At 36.4% G+C, this 17,718-nt stretch carries 17 protein-coding genes; 2 read left to right on the top strand and 15 right to left on the bottom strand.

Annotation, left to right across the window (positions count from 1 at the left end):
- Positions 1 to 25: 25 nt before the first annotated feature.
- The 3 genes from Q0Y70_RS01800 to Q0Y70_RS01790 all read right to left on the bottom strand — a co-directional run bounded on the left by Q0Y70_RS01800 (position 26) and on the right by Q0Y70_RS01790 (position 5,881).
- The gene (locus Q0Y70_RS01800) at positions 26 to 2,536 is read right to left on the bottom strand and encodes a plasma-membrane proton-efflux P-type ATPase (protein ID WP_297815798.1); all 2,511 of its coding nucleotides are present in this window, start codon (positions 2,534 to 2,536) and stop codon (positions 26 to 28) included.
- A gap of 110 nt (positions 2,537 to 2,646) precedes the next feature.
- On the bottom strand, positions 2,647 to 3,300 hold the full coding sequence (locus Q0Y70_RS01795) for a nitroreductase (protein ID WP_297815795.1): 654 nt from the start codon (positions 3,298 to 3,300) through the stop codon (positions 2,647 to 2,649).
- A 175-nt stretch (positions 3,301 to 3,475) separates the two neighbouring features.
- A complete protein-coding gene (locus tag Q0Y70_RS01790) occupies positions 3,476 to 5,881 on the bottom strand; it encodes a phosphoketolase family protein (RefSeq protein WP_297815792.1) in 2,406 nt (801 codons plus the stop codon).
- Positions 5,882 to 6,164: 283 nt separating this feature from the next.
- On the opposite strand from Q0Y70_RS01790, the gene Q0Y70_RS01785 reads away from it, so the two are divergent.
- Together Q0Y70_RS01785 and Q0Y70_RS01780 are read left to right on the top strand one after the other, a co-directional pair.
- Positions 6,165 to 6,929, top strand: coding sequence for a DeoR/GlpR family DNA-binding transcription regulator (locus Q0Y70_RS01785; RefSeq protein ID WP_297815789.1), 765 nt, complete (start codon positions 6,165 to 6,167; stop codon positions 6,927 to 6,929).
- 2 nt (positions 6,930 to 6,931) lie between these two features.
- Complete coding sequence (locus Q0Y70_RS01780; RefSeq protein WP_297815786.1) at positions 6,932 to 7,303, top strand: bacteriocin immunity protein; 372 nt, start codon at positions 6,932 to 6,934, stop codon at positions 7,301 to 7,303.
- Positions 7,304 to 7,379: 76 nt separating this feature from the next.
- Here the strand turns inward: Q0Y70_RS01780 and Q0Y70_RS01775 are convergent, their stop codons facing one another.
- From Q0Y70_RS01775 to pstC, 12 genes are all read right to left on the bottom strand, one after another.
- Complete coding sequence (locus Q0Y70_RS01775; RefSeq protein ID WP_297815784.1) at positions 7,380 to 8,108, bottom strand: GntR family transcriptional regulator; 729 nt, start codon at positions 8,106 to 8,108, stop codon at positions 7,380 to 7,382.
- Entirely contained in the window at positions 8,108 to 9,031 is a 924-nt protein-coding gene (locus Q0Y70_RS01770; protein WP_297815781.1) for a nucleoside hydrolase, read from the bottom strand. The genes Q0Y70_RS01775 and Q0Y70_RS01770 overlap by 1 nt, the downstream gene beginning before the upstream one ends.
- A 137-nt stretch (positions 9,032 to 9,168) precedes the next feature.
- Positions 9,169 to 9,534, bottom strand: coding sequence for a pyridoxamine 5'-phosphate oxidase family protein (locus Q0Y70_RS01765; RefSeq protein ID WP_297815778.1), 366 nt, complete (start codon positions 9,532 to 9,534; stop codon positions 9,169 to 9,171).
- A 97-nt stretch (positions 9,535 to 9,631) separates the two neighbouring features.
- Positions 9,632 to 10,330: a ribose-5-phosphate isomerase RpiA gene (gene rpiA, locus Q0Y70_RS01760; protein WP_297815776.1), complete on the bottom strand. Its 699-nt coding sequence runs from the start codon at positions 10,328 to 10,330 to the stop codon at positions 9,632 to 9,634.
- Between the two features lie 2 nt (positions 10,331 to 10,332).
- Entirely contained in the window at positions 10,333 to 11,256 is a 924-nt protein-coding gene (rbsK, locus tag Q0Y70_RS01755) for a ribokinase (RefSeq protein ID WP_297815772.1), read from the bottom strand.
- 85 nt (positions 11,257 to 11,341) lie between these two features.
- Positions 11,342 to 11,809 (bottom strand): Dps family protein, encoded by a 468-nt coding sequence (locus tag Q0Y70_RS01750; protein WP_297815770.1) that lies wholly within the window; start codon positions 11,807 to 11,809, stop codon positions 11,342 to 11,344.
- A 78-nt stretch (positions 11,810 to 11,887) separates the two neighbouring features.
- Positions 11,888 to 13,423, bottom strand: a complete 1,536-nt coding sequence (locus Q0Y70_RS01745; RefSeq protein ID WP_297815768.1) for a YfcC family protein — start codon at positions 13,421 to 13,423, stop codon at positions 11,888 to 11,890.
- 128 nt (positions 13,424 to 13,551) lie between these two features.
- Positions 13,552 to 14,238, bottom strand: a complete 687-nt coding sequence (phoU, locus tag Q0Y70_RS01740; protein WP_297815765.1) for a phosphate signaling complex protein PhoU — start codon at positions 14,236 to 14,238, stop codon at positions 13,552 to 13,554.
- Between the two features lie 14 nt (positions 14,239 to 14,252).
- Entirely contained in the window at positions 14,253 to 15,008 is a 756-nt protein-coding gene (pstB, locus tag Q0Y70_RS01735) for a phosphate ABC transporter ATP-binding protein PstB (protein WP_297815761.1), read from the bottom strand.
- A gap of 8 nt (positions 15,009 to 15,016) precedes the next feature.
- Positions 15,017 to 15,817, bottom strand: a complete 801-nt coding sequence (gene pstB / locus Q0Y70_RS01730; protein WP_297815757.1) for a phosphate ABC transporter ATP-binding protein PstB — start codon at positions 15,815 to 15,817, stop codon at positions 15,017 to 15,019.
- 12 nt (positions 15,818 to 15,829) lie between these two features.
- Positions 15,830 to 16,723 (bottom strand): phosphate ABC transporter permease PstA, encoded by an 894-nt coding sequence (gene pstA, locus Q0Y70_RS01725; protein WP_297815755.1) that lies wholly within the window; start codon positions 16,721 to 16,723, stop codon positions 15,830 to 15,832.
- Positions 16,723 to 17,718, bottom strand: a complete 996-nt coding sequence (gene pstC / locus Q0Y70_RS01720) for a phosphate ABC transporter permease subunit PstC (protein ID WP_297815753.1) — start codon at positions 17,716 to 17,718, stop codon at positions 16,723 to 16,725. Before pstC ends, pstA begins: the two co-directional genes overlap by 1 nt.

The raw sequence follows: 17,718 nt of genomic DNA, 5'->3' as shown, positions 1-17,718 counted from the left end.
TAGCTATTGCGAGCTATTTCTAATTCTATATCTTCTTTCCTTGCCATTTTTCTATTGCCATTCTGATGATGTTTAAGATAAACATCCAAATGATGTTGTAGCCCCAAATCTCAGCGATCATAACTAAAGATATCTTTGGCACGAACCAGCCGAAATAACACATAAAGATAGCAAATATCTGTGTAATCACAATTGCCCAAAACAGCTGTGGTGCTGGAAATGGTCTTTCAAAAAACCACTTGGTCTGACGAGTAATGAATAAAAGCAAGTGTCCTCCAGCAACTAACTGCAAAAACATCATTGTTTGCAATTGTGCAAAACTTGTGACATCTAAGAAGTTGCTTCCAGGATTTTTCACATCCATATAGCCCAACCATAATAACAGCATCGACTGGATAACCGCAAAGACACCTAAAATTGTTGAAGTAGTTAAAATCTTCTTCATCTTCCATTTAATTGGTGTTGGACTTACCGCGGTATTATCATAAGCAATAGTCATAATTGGCAGGTCATCAAGTAACGACATCACAACAATCATAATTGCCGTTAATGGTTGAAAGTTCAAAAAGATTGAAGACAAAACAACCAAAAACATAATATTCATCGTCAAGGCAACACGATAAATAGTATAACTAGTAATTCTGGCAAAAATCTTCCTTGCTTCTTGAATGGCAGTCTTAATAACTGACAATCCAGGAGCTGTCAAAATTAATGCTGCCGCGCTTCTAGCTGCATCGGTGGCTCCAGCTACCGCGGTACCACAATTTGCTTGCTTTAAAGCTGGCGCATCGTTAACACCATCACCAGTCATTGCCACTAAGTGACCTAGATTTTGCAAAGCTTTAACAATCGCGTATTTATGTTCTGGAAAGACCCGAGCAAAACCATCAGCGGCTTCAATTTGCTTAGCCAAATCTTCTGGCACATGATTTGGATCTAAATCCTTTGGAAAGACCTCAGAAGCATTATAGATCTTAGTACCCATACCTAGCTTTTTAGCTGTTTCAATCGCAATTGCCGTATCATCACCAGTAATCATCTTGACACTAACGCCTTGTTTTTCACAATCAGCAATAGTTTGTTTAGAATCTTTTCTTGGTGGATCAAACATCGACAAAACGCCTAGTACTTGCCAGGTTTTACCATCATCTTTACTTTCAGCAACTCCTAAAGCCCGATAACCCTTACTTGCTAAATCAGCAGTAATTTGTTTTACCTTGGCTTGAACTTTCGGATCACTACTTAGCTCAGCAATAACTTGTGGTGCACCTTTTGCTGTTATAAGTTCATTACCATTTTTGTCTTTAACGCGAGCTTGTGTTTTCTTAGTAACAGGATCAAATGGAACAAACTTCTCAACAACATATTCTTTCAAGCTTGCAGGATCCTTAAGAGCTTGAATGACCGCATTATCAATCGGATCATTGTCTTCTTTTCTTGAAGCAAGCGCCCCAGCTAAGATCACTGCTTGTACATCATTAGCCGCCAGTAAAGTTGTGTCACCCAAAGTTAGTTTATTCTGAGTCAAAGTCCCAGTCTTATCACTACATAAGATATCGACTCCAGCCATTGATTCAATTGAAGAAAGCCGCGATACAATCGCCTTTTTCTTTGATAACTGAAGTGCTCCTAATGCTAGAGTGATTGAAAAAACAGTCGGCATTGCCACAGGAATAGATGCAACTAGCAAAACTAAAACGAATTGGAGAATATTTAATGCTTCATCTATTCCCCAATCATGGGCAATTGCAATACTGCGATAAACTCTGAAGGCCACCATAATCACCGCTAAAATCACGGCAACTACGATTAAAAAGTTACCAATTTTAAACATAGCCTTTTGGGCATCGGACTTAACACCTGCACTTGCAACTAGTTTAGCAGTCTTACCGAAGAAAGTATTACCGTCAGTTGCTATAACAACAGCGGTCATTTCTCCTTCTTTAACGATACTACCGGAATATGCTTCATCGCCGATTTTTTTATGGACTGGAAGAGATTCACCGGTTAAAGCAGCTTGATCAATAGAAGCATATTGGCCGCCGATCAATCTTAAATCAGCTGGTACAATCATTCCCAGTCTGATTTTTACAATATCGCCGGGAACCAAATCCTTAGCGGCAATTGTTTCCCATTTTCCATTACGTAAAACAGTCGCCTTAGGAGCTAAACCTTTTTTTAAAGCGGCTAATGCGTTGGATGCTTTTGCATCTTGCCACATTTCAATTCCAGCATTCACTAAAAGCAAAGCTAAAATAATCCAAAAATCATCCCAGTGACCAATAATTGCTGAAACAATTGCAGCAGCTTCGATCATATAAGCGATTGGACCTGTAAAATGCTTCAAAAACTTCTTCCAAGCTGGTTCAGTTTTAGCAACAATTGCATTCGGACCGTATTTTTTCAAACGCTCTTGAACTTGCTGAGAATCTAAACCTTGGTCAGGATTAACATCTAAATAACTAATGACATCTTTAATATCAGCTTTTTCTAAATCAATTTTTGATGAAGCTGACTTTTGCTTATCTTGGCTCATTAATAAGCCCCCTACATACTTACTATATGAAATAAAATAATACTATTCATTTTAAGTTTAAGACTGCTAACTGAAAAAAACAAAAAAACCGCACTCAACGTGCAGTTTTTTTATTCTTTGACAAATTTAACAATTTTGTCTAGTGGAACTCGCTTAGAGCGATACCCATTAATTGACGCACGTTTATCTAGATAGCCTAAACCAATCCCCATTCCTATTGCTTCATCTTCAGGAATATCCATGTATTTTCTGATGACATCGGGGAATTTAACAATTGCATGCGCTGGCATCGTCGAAAGTCCATGATCAACGGCTGATAACATTAAAGTTTGAGAAAAAGTTCCCAAATCGTAAACTGACCAAGCTGGAGATTTCTTGGGAATTGTTAAAAAGATCAAAATCGGTGCATTGAACAAATTAACTTGAGCTTCATCAAACTGAGTCATCTCACCACGTAAGAAATAATTCAAAGTATCACTCATTGTTGACATGTTCTGACTTGGAAAAGTATCCCATTCCACCTTCATTAATGCCGCAAAATCTTCACGAGGCTGTTCACCTTTTTCAATCAATTCTTTAAAATCAGCACGAATCTTCTTAACAGTTTTGCCCATTGCCACATATATGCGCCAAGGCTGAGAATTTAAAAGCGATGGTGAACGTTGGGCATCAGTTAAAATCTCACGAATTACTTTTTCACTAACTCTTTGATCTGTAAATTTTCTAGTTGCTCTTTCTTTTTGAAGTACTTCTTTAAACTCCATGATTTACCTCTTTAAATTAATTATATTTTCTCAAACCGAGCTTTATCTCATAATTAATAGTAAGTAATTTTACCATGCTTTTGCAAGCTTTTCTATTTAAATAACATATCCGATAGACAAAAAAAGCGTTGAAATGATTCAACACTTTTTTAAGACATCAATTATATATTTTCAACTACTTTAAGCCTTGCCATTGCCATTCAGTAACTTCCGGCATATCTTTACCATTATCGCGAATGTATTGGTGGTGTTTTGCAAGTAAGCTATCCATTTCATCTATGAAATCAGCATTCTTTTCACTTAATTCAGGGATGCTTTCAACTACATCTTTAGCCAAGTCATAGCGATCCATGTGGTTCAAAACACGCATATCAAATGGAGTAGTAATATCACCATTTTCTTCATAGCCGTGAATATGAACATCATTCTTGCCGCGACCTCTATCAAACCAAATTGATTCCATCATTGGCTTAAAGCCGTGCCATGCAAAGATGACTGGAGTATCTTTCGGGAATAATCTATCAAATTCTTCGTTACTGATAGCTTCTTTGTTCTTTTCAGGAGTCATTAACTTCATTACATCGATAACATTGATGTAGCGAATCTTGAGGTCTGGGAACTTCTTGTGAAGCAAGTCAATGGCAGCTAAAGTTTCAATAGTTGGCTCAGTTCCAGTCGAAGCAAATACTACATCAGGTTTTGCACCCTTGTCAGTTGAAGCCCAATCAATATAACCTAAGCCCTTATCTACTAACTTTTTAGCTTCTTCAATTGAGAACCATTGTGGACGTGGCTGCTTAGAAGTTACTAAGACATTAATGCATTCACGATCTCTAAATGCCTTGTCAGATACAGCTAAAAGTGAGTTAGTATCTGCTGGTAAATATTCATGAATTAAGTCAGCGCGACCTTTTTCATATAAGTGAGTTAGCATTCCTGGGTCTTGGTGAGTGTAACCATTGTGATCTTGCTGGAAAACAGTGGAAGTATCAACTAAGTTCAAAGCAGGATAATCATGTCTCCAGGTTTGTTCTTTAGCTTTACGTAGCCATTTCATGTGTTGAGTAAGCATTGAATCAACTACACGGCCAAATGCTTCATAAGTTGCAAAAAATCCATGTCTACCAGTTAAAACGTAGCCTTCCAGCCAGCCTTCATCTTGGTGTTCTGATAATTGAGAGTCAATCAAGCGGCCTTCGTGTGCTAAGTTTTCATCATTTGGTGTGTGAATACTTTCCATCCATTGACGTTTTTGACCATCAAGCAACTTGAATAAACGGTTAGATTTGGATTCATCAGGGCCAAATCCACGGAAGTTATCAGGATTTAGTTCTGCCATCTTATCTAAATATTTTGCCCACTCAGCCATATCTTGTTTTTCAACAGAACCTGGCTTATCAAATTCAACTGCAAATTCGCGGTAATCTGGCATGTTCAAAACTTTAGGATTAATACCACCATTAGTAACTGGATTCATAGCCATACGTTTATCACCAGTTAAAGTATTTTCTTTAACAATTTCTTTTGGTGAACCATCTTCGTTAAATAATTCGTCTGGCTTATAACTTTCCATCCAATCAGTAAGCATTTCTTTATGAGTCATATCATCTTGAGATACTGGGATTGGAATTTGGTGTGCACGGAAACTATTTTCAATTGGATTGCCATCTAAATCAAATTTTGGACCAGTCCAGCCCTTAGGAACTCTAAAGACGATCATTGGCCATTTAGCTAAGGAATCATCGTTATTTTCACGAGCATGTTTTTGAATGGCTTTGATATCTTCGACAACTTCATCCATGGTCTTAGCCATTTCTTGGTGAACTTGCATATGATCTTTATAGCCATTAAATTCACCATCTTTATAAGCAGATACAAAGTATGGCTTCCAGCCCATTCCTTCAAAGTACTTAGTTAAGTCTTCGTCGCTCATTCGAGAAACGATAGTTGGGTTAGAAATCTTAAAACCATTAATTTGTAAGATTGGAATTACCGCACCATCTTTAATTGGGTTAATAAATTTACTTGAAAACCAAGAAGTAGCAAGAGGACCAGTTTCTGATTCACCATCGCCAATTTCAACAGCTGCGATAACATCAGGATTATCTAAAATAGCCCCCACTCCGTGTGATAATGAGTAACCTAATTCTCCACCTTCATGAATTGAACCCGGAGTTTCTGGAGCAGCATGAGAAGCAACACCACCTGGGAAACTAAATCTCTTAAATAATTTAGCCATTCCCTTTTCATCTTGTGTAATCTCTGGATATCTTTCAGTGTATGAACCATCAAGATATGAATTAGAAACCATCACTTGACCGCCATGACCTGAGCCTTCGATGTAAAACATGTTTAAGTCATACTTCTTAATTACACGGTTTAAATGCGCATAGATGAAGTTTTGTGGAACAATTGTACCCCAGTGACCAATTGGCTTAGGCTTTACATCCTGAGCTTGAAGATCACGCTTTAATAAAGGATTGTTCATCAAAAACAATTGACCAACAGATAAGTAGTTGGCTGCACGCCAATAAGCATCAACACTCTTCAAATAATCTTGAGAATCGTAATTAACTGCCATAATTTTCTCCTTAAAACAAAGTTTCAATTTCTTTTTTCAATTCTATAATAAAGCACTTTCATTAAAAATTCAACCATTTTATATATTGGTGCGTCCCAATTTCGAATTATTCATTTTATTTGAAATACTTATGGCCTGCAATGCGATGATATCAGCTTTTATAAATAATGACTAAGCGTTTAAATGAGCGTATACTGATGAATACGGATTAATAAATATTATTTCATGCACAAATGCTTATTTTTATTTATAAACATGTTAGTCTATGGATGAGGGGAAAATAATGAATCAATCACAACGTTTAATTGAAATCAAAAAAATCTTAGCTAAGAAAAATGAACTGCAAACCAAAGAAATCGCAGCTCACTTTAATATTTCCTTTGACACAGCAAGAAGAGATGTTTTACGTCTGACTTCAACTGGACAAGCAGTAAGAGTTCATGGCGGCATAATGGCAGTTAGTGCCAACCAAGTACCAGCATACATTACTCGCAGTCATATCCAGTCTCCTGTAAAAAACAAGATGGCTCAAGCTGCTAAAAAGTATTTTTCAGCCGGTAAGTTTTATTTTCTAGGAGTTTCAACTACTATTGCTCAAATGTGTAATTTAATCAACGGTATTGATGCTTCGGTTCTAACTAACTCGCTGGATAATGCCCTAGCTTTAATGCAAAGTAATTTCCCCACTGTCAGTATTTTGGCGGGCCAAGTTAATAAAACTAATCGCTTTATTTATTCCCCACAAGCCTTAGAAGAGCTTGACAAGGTTCGCTTTGAAGTTGCCTTTGTCGGTGCTTCAAAAATCAATTCTGATGGTATTTACGTTGCAGATCAAAGAGATGCCGCCACTACTGGAAGAGCAATCTCTCGCGCAGACAAAACCATTCTTTTTGCAGAAAAATATAAATTTACAACTCGTAATTCTTCCCCATATAAAACTACGAGCCTTAAAAACATTGACGTTTTAATTACAGATACTGTTCTTCCCCAAGAATATCGTCAATGGCTTGATCCACATACACAGGTAATTCATGTTTTGGAGGTATAAAAATGATTATTTCTTCATCAGCTAAGCAATTAAACAGCAAACTTTCTTCTCAAGAACTGCAAGCTCGTCAAAATGCATATTTATTCACACAATTAGTTCGCCTTTATCATTCATTTGAAGGGCGTCCTGGTCACGAATACAGCAAATTGCAAGATGCAATTGCATGTGTCTTAGATAAAATCAATCAAAATGATCATCCCTATGCTTATACTAATAAACTAGTGATGCTGATTGAAGCTCGTCATGCTTTAAGAGGACTTTATTTAAGTCCTGATCAAAATGAGCTTTTGATTGATTTACGTGAAGCTACTAAAAGAACTAATCTAAATTACTTATATTTAAGTGCAATTGAAGATCTTTCACAATTTAGATAAGATTCTTATCTTGACTAAATACACTTAAAAAGAGAACTGACCAATATAATCAGCTCTCTTTTTTAATTATTATCGTTTATTCTTCATTTAAGTTTACAAAGGTATTGTACTTCATATATTTGTAATGAATGCGCATATTTGAAACTTCAAAAGGCGTCCCATCATCTAAAAAGAAAATACCTTCCATCACACCAACAGGCTCATTTGGAGCAAGCATCAATTTCGTTTGATCATCTAAAGTTGAAGGTTCAACAGTAATTGTTAAAAACGACTTAGTTACCGTTTTACCTTGCGTGTCTTCCAAATAATTAAACAGCGAACTTTTCAAAATATCTTCATCAAGTTCTGGCGTGATTTTTATCGGGATAAAACCTGTCTCAATCATAAATGGTTGATCATCAAGTAATCGCAAACGCTTAATTTGATAGACAAAATCTGAATCTTTCAAAAATAAATCTTGTCTCAAATCTTCATCAGGCTTAATAACTTGATAATCTAGTAATTCAATACTTTGAGTCTTACCAGGAACGCTAAAAGAGTCTGTGATACCCAAATTTGAACCATCATATTTAAAAAGAGCCTGATTTTTAAGATAAAGTGGATTGATAAAAGTCCCACTTCCACGCTTTTTAAAAACAATACCTTGTTGAGCAAGCAAACCAAGTGCACGCTTCATCGATGAGCGGCTAACTTGATAATGCTCACTTAAACTGCGCTCATCTGGCAGGCGCATACCCTCATATTCATGGTTAAGAATTTTTTGTTTAATATCGCGCATCACAGCCCGATAAACTAAATCAGTCATTACTTTCTCCCTTGATTAGCTTTTTTGACACTTTCGACAAACCAATCAGCAAATTTATGTGTATCAACATCAACTGCAATTTCTGCATTAGGATTTTCACTCAAAAAGTCCATGCTGCTTGCTCCCGCAGTGAATTTACCAGCTAATTCAATATCAACTCTCGCTTTTTTAAAAGTATACATCTCAGGTGCCAGTAAAATTCCGACCGCAGTTGGATCATAGATCTTAATTCGCGGATCACCGTCCGGTTCTTTGATATGTGAAAACAATGCATAAAGCATCTGTCCCACTTGGCCTTGTGTTTTAATTTTTGCCATTTGTTCGGCCGTAACATGTGCTTTATTGCCAATTTCAAGTGGAGCAACTTTGATAGGTAAACCACTGTTAAAGACTACACTGGCAGCTTCAGGATCACCTGCAATATTATATTCAGCAAAAGGACTGTGATTACCATGACCAATATTTGCGCCCATGATCACTACTTGTTCAATTTTTTCTAAGTCTTCAGGATACTGCTTAAATAAAAGAGCAAAATCAGTTAACGGACCAATCCCCATCAAAGTAACTTTATCAGGATTTTCTTGAATTACTTCGTGCATTTTCGTAGCAGCAAGGCCTGGTACAATTAAGCTATCATCTGCTTTTTCAAACTCATACCCGGCAATACCAGTTTTTCCATGAACGCTTGCAGCACTAATTGCTGGTCGCACAAGAGGCTGATTAGCACCAACAACCACTGGGACTTTAGTATTCAAAAATTTTTCTAAGTTAAGAGTGTTTTGCAACGTATATTTCAAACCAACATTGCCCCAAGTAGGAACAATCATTTTGACATCTAAATCATCTGCAAAAAGACTAATTGTCATTGCTGCAATATCATCAATTCCGGGATCGGTACTAATAATTAATGGTATTTTTGTCATTGATGTTTTCTTCTTTCCAATTTTATTGCTTAATTTCATCATACCAGAAGCCGACCTAATTAGCATTTATCTTTCAGAAAAATGCTAACAAAAAGGTCTAAAGCCAGAAGCTTTAGACCCTAATTCAATAAAATAAATTATTCAAAGATTTCTTCGATGTCGATTACAACAACATAAGCATTTGGAGAATCTGTACCTGCTAAAACTTCCTTAGCATAGTCATCATCTTCATGAATATGTGCAGTTCCCTTAATTCTCACATTAGTGTGACTAGGAACATCAGCTACAACTACAGCAGCTTTTGATCCATTTTTCAAATTTTCATAAGCATGTGCTTGAGTCTTTTCAAGGTATTGCAAGTGTCCTTCATCTAAGACCTTCATTGATTGCTTAGGACCAACTTGGGGTTCGCCATTAGCATCTACTGTTGATAAGTATGCTAAGTGAGTCTTAAAGAACTCTTGTTGTTTATCTGTAAGTTTGTTTGAATCTAATTTCTTCATAAGAATAAATCCTTCCTTTTTCGAACTTTTCATTTTTTATTATAAATTAATTTATAATAAAAATAATTGATCTAAGTCAAGAAAAAAGCAATTATTTTTATTTTCTATCTTTTTGCTCAATAGTGCCATCACTATGAGCAACAATCACCTTGTCACACATGTTCAAAAACAAACCATGCTCAACAACACCTACAGTGTGATCAAGATAGTCTGCTAAGCCGTTTGGAACAGGAATCGGGTCAATGGCCAAGTCAATAATATAGTTTCCATAATGAGTCACATAGCGTTTATTTTCAGAAGTCAGGCGCCATTGAGGTTTCAAGCCTTCTTTTTCAAAACGCTTGAAATTTTGCTCACAAGAAATTGGTAAAACTTCAACTGGAAGCGCAAAGCCTCTCAAGTGATGAACAAGTTTTGACTCATCAACAATCCAAATGATCTTCTTAGAATTAATAGCGACATTTTTTTCCAAAGTTAAAGCACCACCACCGCCTTTGATGCCATCTAAATTATCGTCCACGCGATCAGCACCATCAACAGTTAAGTCAACTTGATCGATGTCAGCTAATTCATCAACCTTGAATCCTAAACTTTCAAGCTGTTTTTTACTACGGTTGCTAGTAGTTACAATGTGTTTTAAAGAAAAGTTTTCTTTGTTTTTACGCTCACCTAAAGCGTCAATAAAAAATGCTACTGTTGAACCTGTCCCTACGCCTAAAACCGAATTGGGTTTAACCATTAAAGCAGCTTTAGTAGCGGCTTCTTTTTTCAATTGATCTTGTTTTTCTTTATCCATAATTAATCTTCCTTGAGAGCTTGCTCTACTAACTTACGATTGGGAATAGATGGGAATGCACCGAGTTTTTGTACGGTAAATGATGACGATTTAGATGCATAGATAATGCTTTGTTTTAAATTACTTAAATCTGGCTTCAGCTCACTAGCTAATGCCCCAATGAAAGTGTCGCCTGCAGCGGTCGTATCAATAGCTTTTACTTTGAAAGCTGGAATAATTTGATGCAGATCATTATAAGACACATAAGATCCGCGTTCACCCACTGTGATAATGACGCCTTTTACACCTAAGTCATGCAAGCGCTCAGCAGCTTTTTTCATTGAAGCTTCATCAATTACTTCAATGCCAGTTATGCTCTGGGCTTCTGTTTCATTAGGAGTAATTAAATCTGTTAATTCTAACAGCTCTTTAGGGATCTCACTTTTGGCAGGGGCTGGATTTAATATTGTAGTTTTACCAGCTGCTTTGGCGATCTTGAAAGCGGCAATTGTTGCTTCAAGCGGTATTTCAAATTGAGCAATTACAAAGTCGCTACTTTCAATTTCGCCACGAGCTTTTTCTACATCCTCAACGCTCACATCAAAATTAGCACCATGTTGAATAATAATTGAATTTTGACCGGAATCTTGCAATAAAATATACGCTTGGCCAGTTTGGTTATTTGGACTTACTGAAACAAAGCGACTATCAATATTATTTTCTTTAAATTGATCAAGCATAAATCGACCATTATCGTCATCGCCGACACGACCTACAAAAATTGTCTGATTTTGTGCTCGACTTGAAGCAACAGCTTGATTAGCACCTTTACCGCCGGCTGCTTTTGAAAAAGCTGACATCGCTATTGTTTCACCAGGCTGTGGTAATTTTGCTATATGAAGAATACTATCAACATTAATTGATCCTACAATCGTGACTTTATTCATAAGTAAAACCTTTCCCATCTATTCTTATTTAGCTTAATTATAACAAAAGGCGTCTAATAGTAGGCGCCTTTGTAAATCTTAAATTTTATTCACCACGACCTGGCCGCTCACCAAGTTCAGCAGCAATGATCCAAATTCTCTTTTCGATAGCTGTGTGCAGACCAATCAGCATATCATTTGTGGAATCATCGCCTTCTTCAGCAGTAATTTTGATTCCTTCTTCATAGTCATCACGAAGCTGTTTATAAGCTTGTAAGATCAATTCCAATCTTTCATCCATTGATAATTCCCAATTACCCTTACGATCAGGAATTTTAGTTAAAGCCAAAACTTCTTCATAAGTAGAAATTGGACTACCATTAATTTCAATCAATCTTTCGGCAACTTCATCTTGTTGATCAGCTAATTCTTCCATAACATGATCTAAATAAAAATGAATCTTAATAAAGCGATGTCCTAACATATACCAGTGGTGTTGGTGAACAACCATGTGAGCTTGGGTTAAATCAGCAACTATTTGGTTCATAATTTTTTGTGTTTTTTCGTATCTCATTGAAATACCTCCTGTCATTCTAACGACAATTCCAGAATAACAAGAAAGCGCAAACATTACTAATCTAATGCTTGTAAATTAATACACAACCAGACCAATTGCTAAAAATGCTAAACATAAACCAAATTCAATTACTAGTAATTTCCAGCAAAACTTAAACCACTTATCAAAGCCAATATTAACCATCATCAAACTCATTAAAATCAGTCCCGTTGGAGCAACTAACGAAATAAAACCTTGACCCCAATTATAAGCATCAATAATACTTGCTCGATCTATTCCTACTACGTTAGCTAATGGTGCCATAATCGGCATCGATAATACAGCTAGTCCAGACGATGATTGAATAAAGAAGCCTAAGACAATAAAGATAATAAACATAAACCAGATAAATAGTAATGGCGGCATTCCTGCGACCTGCTTACTAAAGAAATACATAATTGTATCACTGGTGTGACTTTCCTCCATAATGATTGATACAGCACGTGCCAAACCAATAGTTAATGCTACTCCTAACAAGTCAGCTGCACCATTTACGAAACTTTGAACAAATTTATGTTCATTTAACCCTGAAACTACAGCTAAAATATATCCAGCAGCTAAGAAAACAACTGAGATTTCAGTGAAATACCATCCTTTTTGTTGAACACCCCAGATCATTACGATAAAGGCTATTGCAAAAGTGAGTAAGGTTAACTTTTGACGTAAAGTAAATTTGAAGTCCTTGTCTTTTTTATTATTTTGCAAGTATTCTTGATCTTCTTGAGCAAATTCATTGTAAACATAAGATGACTTAGGATTTTTTTGGACCTTTTTAGCATAAACAATTACGTAGATCATCCCTACAATTACGCATGTCGCCCACATTACCACTCTTAATGGCAATGCATCAGTAAAGTTAACACCTGCGGTATTTGAAGCAATAACAGTAGAAAAAGGATTAATCGTCGAAGCCATCGTGCCAATACTTGTTCCTAAGAAAATTGTCGCAACTACTGTCATTCGATCAAATCCGGCCAGCAAAAATACCGGAATTAAAATCGGATAAAAGGCCATCGTTTCTTCAGCTAAACCAAATGTTGTTCCACCTACGGCAATTAGTCCCATAACTAAAACGATCAAAAGTACCTGCTTGCCTTGAATTCTCTTAGATAATGCTTGCATTCCGGCGTCAATTGCTCCATTTGCATGCACAACCCCAATACATCCACCTAAAATCAAGACAAAGGCAATGATGTCAATTGATTGAGCAATCCCATTTACTTGAGAAGACAAAAATTGAAATACCGCACCACCGAGGGATGGTTTTTTCATATTAATTCTTTCATACGAATTTGGTATCGCTACTGGCTTATAAATTGTCCCATTTTTAAATTTATCTACCTTAATTTTGACCTTATATTTATCGAGAGTCTTTTGCGTAGCAGGCTCTTTTTTGGTAGTTCCATTAGGGTTAGTCACAACAAAGTTTTGATTTTCAGTATCATAAGCTATTGTCGCGTAATTTCCGGATGGAATAAAAAAGGTTAATATCTGCACCAACAGTAAGACGATAATAATTACTGTATAAGCTGTTGGGAATTGATGTTTTTTCTTTTTTACTGCTTCAGCCATTATATATCCTCCATTTTTACTATATGAATACACTTATATTATAGTTTAATGGAAGGAAAAGTACACGCTTTCATAAATAAAAACTGATGGTTATCAGTGACACCATCAGTTTTTGTTTATATTCAATTTTAAAGACTATTCATAACATTCTCGTCATTAGATGAGTTTAAATCTACTAATTCACCGCTAGTCTTATAAACCACCCATTGAGCCAAGTTCACGACGTGGTCGCCAATTCTTTCTAAAAGGCGAATAACCATGAAGTAACTTGACGAGGCTACAGCAGACTCTGGGTCTTCCTTAATTCCGGCAATGATAGCCTTTCTAGCTTTGACATACAATTCATCTACTTGACTATCTTGAGCTGCGACATCACGAGCTAACTTTTCATCGGACTGAATGAAAGATTTCAAGACTTGATCTAACATAAAAGTCACACGATCAGACATCTGCTTGATTAAGTCTTCTACTTCAGGAATTCGCTTATTTCCTTTTACTCGAATGGTTTCCCAAGCAATTGACATTGCATTTTCACCAATTCGCTCTAAGTCAGTGATTGCTTTTAAGATTGAGATTACATTTCTAAAATCACTAGCAACGGGCTGTTGAAGGGCCATGAGCTTTAATGTTCTTTTTTCAACTTTTAAGGCCATCTTAGAAACTTTTTGGTCATCTTTCACAATCTCTTGAGCTGCTTTTTTATCATGGTCAATGAAAGCCTGAGTAGCATTTTCGATTTGCTCACTAACATCAATAACCATATTCATAAAACGGGTATTCAGCTTTTTTAATTCATCTAGAAAAACTTCATGCATCGTTAGATCTCCTTTTATCCAAAACGTCCATTCAAGTAATCACTTGTTATTTGCTTTTGTGGCTTCATAAACATATCACTAGTTGTCCCGTATTCAATCAAGTCACCATTCATGAAAAATGCCGTCATATCAGAAATACGACTAGCTTGCTGAAGATTGTGAGTCACCATAATGAATGTAAACTCATGCTTTAAATTCAACAGTGTTTCTTCAATCTCAGATGAAGAAATTGGATCAAGGGCACTTGTCGGCTCATCAAGTAAAACCACTTTGGGATGAACTGCCAAAGCACGTGCTATACAGATTCTTTGCTGCTGTCCTCCAGAAAAGCTCTGGGCATTTTTGTTCAAATCGTCTTTTACTTCACGCCAAATTGCAGCTTGTTTTAAACTTTCTTCAACACGCTGATCTATCAAAGCCTTATCTTTGATACCAGCTAGTTTCAAACCATAAGCAATATTGTTATACACTGAAAATGGAAACGGCGTTGGTTGCTGAAAAACCATCCCTACTTCTTTTCTAAGCCAAACTAAATCTGTCTTGGGACTGTAGATATCTTGATTCTCGAATTTGATTTCGCCTGTAATTTTTACATTTGCAATATCATCATTCATTCGATTAATACAGCGTAAGAAAGTAGATTTTCCACAACCAGATGGTCCTAAAAGAGCAGTTAATTCGTTTTGTTTAAAATCCATGCTGATCCCATGAAGTGCTTCAAAATTACCATAGCTCAAATGAACATCTTTACTTGAAATAATCGTCGTCATATTTACTCCTAACCGAAACTTCCACGAATATAATCTTCAGTAATTTTTCCTTGGGGATTAGTGAAAATGTTTTCTGTAGTGTTGTATTCCAAAACGTGGCCTAAGTGGAAAAAGGCGGTGTAATCAGAAATACGGCTGGCCTGCTGCATATTATGCGTTACCATAATCATTGAATAATCGCTGCGCAGCTGTTTCAATGTGTCTTCAAGTTTTGAAGTAGAAACGGGATCTAAAGCACTAGCCGGCTCATCTAAAAGTAATACTTCCGGCTTTAAAGCAAGTGCACGTGCAATACACAAACGTTGCTGCTGACCACCTGATAAAGCTAAAGCACTCTTATTGAGCTTATCTTTGACTTCATCCCAAAGAGCAGCTGCTCTTAAACTTTCTTCGACAATTTGATCAAGCTTGTGCTTATCTTTTTCGCCATTGGCAATTAAAGCGTAAGTTATATTATCTTTGATTGATTTAGGAAATGGGTTGGGCTTTTGAAAAACCATACCGATATTTTTTCTCAATTCATATACATTGATATTTTGAGCATTAATATCTAGGCCATGATACCAAATTTGACCATCGATTCGCGCAATCTTATCGTTCATTCGATTTAAGCAGCGTAAAAAAGTCGATTTACCTGACCCAGAACCACCAATCAAAGCTGTGATAGTTTTTTTCTTAAATTGTAAACTGGCTTCAAAAAGTTTTTGAGTAGTTCCCCCATAAAAGACGCTCAAATCTTGTGTGGATAATATTTGCTCGTCTTCAGCGAAATGAACAATATGGGGCTTTATATCTTTAACATCTTGCATTTTTTACCTCGATTATGAAGCTTTAGCTGCCGTTAATTTGCGATACAAGTGGTTACCTAAGGCTCTAGCTCCAAAATTGAAAACAATAACTACAATAATTAATAAGGCTGAAGTTGCTGCGGAAACTATCGTTGCATCTGGAATAATGCCCTCAGTATTAACCTTCCAGATATGAACAGCCAAAGTTTCTGCAGGACGCATAACATTCAAAAAGCTTGTTGGGCTAAAAGGATTCCAATTTGCATAATCAATAGTTGAACCGCTTTGTCCAGCAGTATAAATCAAAGCAGCCGCTTCACCAAAAATACGACCAGCACTTAAAATTAATCCTGTTAAAATTCCTGGTAAAGCTGCTGGCAACACTATTCCACGAATCGTTTTCCAATTAGATAAGCCTAAAGCTAATCCTGCATCGCGTTGAGCTTGTGATACTCCATCAATAGCTTGTTCAAAATTACTAGTCAAAGTTGGCAAGTTGAAGAAAGTCAATGCCAAAGCACCTGCTAAAATTGAAAAGCCGAAATTAAACTGAACTACAAATAATAAATATCCAAATAAACCTACTACAATAGATGGTAATGAACTTAAGATTTCAATTGTAGTTCTAATCAAATTAGTAAACCAATTGTCCCCGGCATATTCTGATAAATAAATTGCAGCTCCAAGCGCAATCGGAATTGAAATAATCATCGTTAAGATCAATAAGTAAACCGAGTTAAACAATTGATCTCGAACACCTCCACCAGCTTGAAAAGAGGAGGCTTGCGAACTTAAAAAGTGCCAAGATAGGTGTGGGACACCTGAAACCAAAATATTGCCAAGTATTCCAATTAAAATAATGACGACAATACTGACTAAGGCATAAATCCCGGCAGTAGCAACTTTATTTGCAGTTTTTGGATTCATTATTTTTGTCCCTTTCTACCAATTAAGCGAACTAAGAAGTTGAAAAATAGCGCCATAATTAACAAAAGCAAAGCTAATGACCATAAGGCATTATTTGGCAAAGTCCCCATTACAGTATTTCCCATTTGACTGGTAAGTTGACTAGTTAAAGTAGCTGCTGGACTAACCAAGTTATATGGCATAAGTACTGCATTACCGATAACCATTTGTACCGCCAAAGCTTCACCAAAGGCACGTGCCATACCAAAAATAACCGCCGTTAAAATTCTTGGCGTTGCTACTCGTAAAACAACTTTATAAATGGTTTGCCAATGCGTTGCACCTAAAGCAGCCGAAGCTTGACGATAATGGTTTGGAACAGCCTTTAAAGCGTCAACAGTTAATGAAGTTATTGTTGGTAAGACCATTACAAATAAGACTAATGTGGCTGACAAAATACCAAATCCCGTCCCGCCAAAAACTGACCTGATAAATGGCACGATTATTGATAAGCCTAAAAATCCATATACTACAGAAGGGATTCCAACTAATAATTCTATGACTGATTGTAAAAAGCGACTGCCTTTTTTAGAAGAATATTCAGTCATAAACAGCGCCACGCTTATCGCAAATGGTGTTGCTACAATTGCTGCCAATAAAGTAACGGCAAAAGAAGTTACAATCATAGCTAAAGCACCAACATGGTTTTTTCCTTCGCCTGGATCCCAATCAGTGGATGATAAAAAATGCCAAACATTGACATGATTTTGAGTAAATGTAGCCAATCCATGAACAGCAATAAAGCCAATAATTGAAGCTACCAAAATGATAATTAGCAAAATTGCGCTATAAGTTAGACCTTTACCCCAATATTCTTGACGGGTTTCTTTAGATGGTTGCGTTAATTTATCTACATCAGCTTTTTGAGCACCGATTTTTTTAAGCTTAACGTGAGGAACCTTTTGCTCAGCTAAAGCTTGATCAACAACCTTTTTTAAATCTTCTTTGTTATCCAT

It is taken from the genome of uncultured Lactobacillus sp., assembly GCF_947367085.1.
Taxonomy (GTDB): domain Bacteria; phylum Bacillota; class Bacilli; order Lactobacillales; family Lactobacillaceae; genus Lactobacillus.
Note: the sequence above shows the minus strand (reverse complement) of the source record. Positions and strands in the feature narration are given on the sequence as shown.

Bases quoted from the DNA above. Each gene is read 5' to 3' on its own strand.
- Q0Y70_RS01750 (WP_297815770.1), bottom strand. From the start codon at position 11,809: ATGAGATACGAAAAAACACAAAAAATTATGAACCAAATAGTTGCTGAT.
- phoU (WP_297815765.1), bottom strand. From the start codon at position 14,238: ATGCATGAAGTTTTTCTAGATGAATTAAAAAAGCTGAATACCCGTTTT.
- Q0Y70_RS01775 (WP_297815784.1), bottom strand. From the start codon at position 8,108: ATGACTGATTTAGTTTATCGGGCTGTGATGCGCGATATTAAACAAAAA.
- Q0Y70_RS01745 (WP_297815768.1), bottom strand. From the start codon at position 13,423: ATGGCTGAAGCAGTAAAAAAGAAAAAACATCAATTCCCAACAGCTTAT.
- Q0Y70_RS01780 (WP_297815786.1), top strand. From the start codon at position 6,932: ATGATTATTTCTTCATCAGCTAAGCAATTAAACAGCAAACTTTCTTCT.
- Q0Y70_RS01795 (WP_297815795.1), bottom strand. From the start codon at position 3,300: ATGGAGTTTAAAGAAGTACTTCAAAAAGAAAGAGCAACTAGAAAATTT.
- rbsK (WP_297815772.1), bottom strand. From the start codon at position 11,256: ATGAATAAAGTCACGATTGTAGGATCAATTAATGTTGATAGTATTCTT.
- Q0Y70_RS01790 (WP_297815792.1), bottom strand. From the start codon at position 5,881: ATGGCAGTTAATTACGATTCTCAAGATTATTTGAAGAGTGTTGATGCT.
- Q0Y70_RS01770 (WP_297815781.1), bottom strand. From the start codon at position 9,031: ATGACAAAAATACCATTAATTATTAGTACCGATCCCGGAATTGATGAT.
- rpiA (WP_297815776.1), bottom strand. From the start codon at position 10,330: ATGGATAAAGAAAAACAAGATCAATTGAAAAAAGAAGCCGCTACTAAA.
- pstB (WP_297815757.1), bottom strand. From the start codon at position 15,817: ATGCAAGATGTTAAAGATATAAAGCCCCATATTGTTCATTTCGCTGAA.
- Q0Y70_RS01785 (WP_297815789.1), top strand. From the start codon at position 6,165: ATGAATCAATCACAACGTTTAATTGAAATCAAAAAAATCTTAGCTAAG.
- pstA (WP_297815755.1), bottom strand. From the start codon at position 16,723: ATGAATCCAAAAACTGCAAATAAAGTTGCTACTGCCGGGATTTATGCC.
- Q0Y70_RS01800 (WP_297815798.1), bottom strand. From the start codon at position 2,536: ATGAGCCAAGATAAGCAAAAGTCAGCTTCATCAAAAATTGATTTAGAA.
- Q0Y70_RS01765 (WP_297815778.1), bottom strand. From the start codon at position 9,534: ATGAAGAAATTAGATTCAAACAAACTTACAGATAAACAACAAGAGTTC.
- pstC (WP_297815753.1), bottom strand. From the start codon at position 17,718: ATGGATAACAAAGAAGATTTAAAAAAGGTTGTTGATCAAGCTTTAGCT.
- pstB (WP_297815761.1), bottom strand. From the start codon at position 15,008: ATGACGACGATTATTTCAAGTAAAGATGTTCATTTGAGCTATGGTAAT.